This is a genomic window from Dietzia sp. HMSC21D01, assembly GCF_001815995.1.
Lineage (GTDB): Bacteria > Actinomycetota > Actinomycetes > Mycobacteriales > Mycobacteriaceae > Dietzia > Dietzia cinnamea.
Genome location: NZ_KV824184.1, coordinates 1 through 3,543, shown reverse-complemented (window position 1 = coordinate 3,543; position 3,543 = coordinate 1). Strand labels below are relative to the sequence as shown.

Below are 3,543 nucleotides of genomic sequence, written 5' to 3'. Positions count from 1 at the left end.
CGCCGCGGGCCTGCCCGTCGTCCGCCGGGCGTGACCGCGGCCCTCGGGTGGTCCGCTCGCCGGCCGGCTGGAGGGGGTGCCGCCGCTGGCTTTGGGGTCACGGGGGTCGGGGAACGTAGACTTGCAGCACACACCGTCGGGGTCCGTCCGGGCGGGGAGTCCCGAAAGCCGTGAGGGAGCACCAGCTGGTGGAGAGCACGTCGTCACGTCCGGCACCGTCCGGGGCACTGCGCCGTACCGGCGTCCCCGCAGCCGTGGGGCTCGGGCTGCCGGACCCGTCCGCGCCCGGACCGGCGGGTCTGCCGATCGACACCGAACGGATCGGCCCCGTCGAGGAGTGCGGCGTCTTCGGGGTGTGGGCCCCCGGCGAGGACGTCGCCAAACTCACCTACTACGGCCTGTACGCGCTACAGCACCGCGGCCAGGAGGCGGCCGGTATCGCCGTCGCCGACGGCGAGCAGGTCCTCGTCTACAAGGACCTCGGCCTCGTGAGCCAGGTCTTCGACGAGAAGACGCTCGAGTCGATGCACGGCCACGTCGCGATCGGCCACTGCCGGTACTCGACCACGGGCGCGGCGAGCTGGGACAACGCCCAGCCGATGTTCCGCCCCACCACCGAGGGCGGTTCCGTGGTCCTCGGGCACAACGGCAACCTCGTCAACACCCGCGAGCTCAAGCGGCACGCCACCGAGCTGGGCATCCGCGGGTACACCGAGGACAGCGCGCACTCGGACTCCGACATCATCTCGACCCTGCTCGCGCACGAGGCGCGGGAGGGCGGGCTCGAGGAGGCCGCCGCCCGCCTGCTCCCGCACCTGCGGGGTGCCTACTGCCTCACCTTCTCCGACGAGAACACCCTGTACGCGGCGCGTGACCCGCACGGGGTCCGCCCGCTGGCGCTCGGTCGCCTGGAGCGCGGGTGGGTCGTCTCCTCGGAGACCTCCGCCCTGGACATCGTGGGCGCCTCGTTCGTCCGCGACATCGAGCCCGGAGAGCTCATCGCGATCGACGCCGACGGTGTACGGTCCCGCAAGCTCTCGCCCCCGACCCCCAAGACGTGCGTCTTCGAGTACGTCTACCTGGCCCGGCCGGACTCGGTGATCAACCAGCGTCTGGTCAACTCCGCCCGCGTCGAGATCGGTCGCCGGCTGGCCCGTGAACACCCCGCCGACGGCGACCTGGTCATCCCGGTGCCCGAGTCCGGCACGCCGGCGGCCGTCGGGTACGCCCAGGGCTCGGGCATCCCGTTCGCGCAGGGGCTCACGAAGAACGCCTACGTGGGCCGCACGTTCATCCAGCCCAGCCAGACCATTCGTCAGCTGGGCATCCGCCTCAAACTCAACCCCCTGCGCGAGGTGATCCGGGGGCAACGCCTGGTGGTGGTGGACGACTCGATCGTCCGGGGCAACACGCAGCGTGCCCTGGTGCGGATGCTGCGCGAGGCGGGCGCCCTCGAGGTGCACGTCCGGATCGCCTCGCCGCCGGTGCGCTGGCCGTGCTTCTACGGCATCGACTTCGCCAGCCCGGCGGAACTTATCGCCAACGGCGTCGACGCGTCGGACGGGATGCTCGAGGGAGTGCGTCGCGCGATCGGCGCGGACAGCCTCGGGTACGTCTCGGTCGACGGGATGATCGAGGCGAGCGGCCAGCGCAGCGAGGAGCTGTGCGCGGCGTGTTTCGACGGGCACTATCCCATCGAACTCCCCGACGACTCGGCCATGAGCGCGGCCGTGCGTGCGCACGCCGCCGAGGTCGGCGAGCTGGAGATCGCCGAGGCCCCGGACAGCAGCGAGATCGCGGACGCCGTCCACAGGCTCTGACACCGGCGTCGACCGCCGACCCCCACCGGGCGCCCGAGAGCGGCGCCGACGAGGAGAGACACCACATGACCGAGAACCCACACCCCCCGACCGGCGCCTCGTACGCCGCCGCCGGCGTCGACATCGACGCGGGTGAGCGCGCGGTGGAGCTGTTCGCGCCGCACGCCAAGCGGGCGACCCGGCCGGAGGTGATGGGGGGCCTCGGTGGCTTCGCCGGGCTGTTCTCACTGAAGAACACCTACCGCCAGCCGCTGCTCGCCTCGTCCACGGACGGTGTCGGCACCAAGATCGCGGTCGCCCAGGCGATGGACGTGCACAACACGGTCGGGATCGACCTGGTCGCCATGGTGGTCGATGACCTCGTGGTGTGCGGCGCCGAGCCGCTCTTCCTTCAGGACTACATCGCGATCGGCAAGGTCGTCCCCGAGCACGTCGCCGACATCGTCGAGGGCATCGCCGAGGGATGCGTCCGCGCCGGCTGTGCGCTGCTGGGCGGCGAGACCGCCGAGCACCCGGGCCTCATGGCGCCGGGCGAGTACGACATCTCCGCTACCGGCGTGGGGATCGTGGAGGCCGACGAGATCCTCCAGGCCGAGAACGTCCGGCCGGGCGACGTCATCGTCGGAATGGCCTCCTCGGGGCTGCATTCCAACGGGTACTCCCTGGCCCGGCACGTACTGCTCGACCTCGCGCGGCTGCCCCTCGAGGGGCACGTCGAGGAGTTCGGCCGCACGCTGGGCGAGGAGCTGCTCGAGCCGACGCGGATCTACGCTCTCGACTGCCTGAGCCTCATCGCCGAGACCGACGTCCGCGTGTTCAGCCACGTCACCGGCGGTGGCCTGGCCGAGAACCTGGCCCGCGTGATGCCACGCGGTCTGGTCGCACGGCTCGACCGCGGTCGGTGGCCCGTGCCCGCCGTGTTCGGCACGATCGCGCACCACGGCCGCGTCGAGCAGGCGGAGATGGAGCGCACGTTCAACATGGGCGTGGGCATGGTCGCAGTTCTGCCCGAGGAGGACGTGGACCGGGCCCAGGCCGTCCTCACCGCCCGCCACGTGGAGAACTGGGTGATCGGCCACGTGGAGAAGGCCGGCGAGGACGCCGACGCGCCCCGCGTGGTGCTCGAGGGCTCACACGCGCGGTTCTGACCGCCCCACGCGGGCTGCACGACGACAGCGACCCGGCCGGGGCAGTTCCGGCCGGGTCGCTGTGGTTCTCGGTTTATCCCCGCCCGCGCCACGTACGGGGGCCGGGCATCCGTAGGGGGATGCCCGGCCCACGAGAGGTCTGGCGGGAGCGGGAGTGGTCAGTACCTGGTGTCGCCGTCGGACCACGACCCGTAGGGGTCGTCGTCCTCGTCGGTGCTGAGCCGCATGGACGACCCCCCACCCGACAACTCCTGCTGAAGACGTTCTAGGTCCGTCTGCGGAGTGTTGTACTTGAGTTCGCGAGCGACCTTGGTCTGCTTCGCCTTCGCGCGGCCTCGGCCCATTGACCTGACCCCCTCGGAAACGGTGCTGGGCCACCTCGGGGGTGCCCATTGCAAGTGTGAGTATCTGCCTGCCCACAGGATAGCGTGCCCGGCGCGGAATGTCCGCCCGGGTGTCGTGGAGCGGCCCGCGGGTCGGCCACACACGGGGGTGGGCGGCGCCTCCCCGGCAGGAGCCGCGCGGTCTGTCAGGACCGGCCGCCGGGGCCGTCAGGCCCGGCGGGGGGCGTTTTT

At 71.8% G+C, this 3,543-nt stretch carries 3 protein-coding genes; 2 read left to right on the top strand and 1 reads right to left on the bottom strand.

All coding sequences use genetic code 11. The annotated features are described in order from the left end of the window. The first annotated feature begins 266 nt into the window (after positions 1–266). Together purF and purM are read left to right on the top strand one after the other, a co-directional pair. Complete coding sequence (gene purF, locus HMPREF3086_RS17670; protein WP_070723252.1) at positions 267–1,820, top strand: amidophosphoribosyltransferase; 1,554 nt, start codon at positions 267–269, stop codon at positions 1,818–1,820. Between the two features lie 65 nt (positions 1,821–1,885). Then, positions 1,886–2,968 carry a phosphoribosylformylglycinamidine cyclo-ligase gene (gene purM, locus HMPREF3086_RS17665; protein WP_061228999.1) on the top strand — a complete coding sequence of 361 codons (1,083 nt, stop codon included), beginning with the start codon at positions 1,886–1,888 and terminating at the stop codon, positions 2,966–2,968. 158 nt (positions 2,969–3,126) lie between these two features. On the opposite strand, the gene HMPREF3086_RS17660 is transcribed toward purM, so the two are convergent. Then, a complete protein-coding gene (locus tag HMPREF3086_RS17660) occupies positions 3,127–3,312 on the bottom strand; it encodes a DUF3073 domain-containing protein (RefSeq protein WP_007630683.1) in 186 nt (61 codons plus the stop codon). Positions 3,313–3,543: the final 231 nt, after the last annotated feature.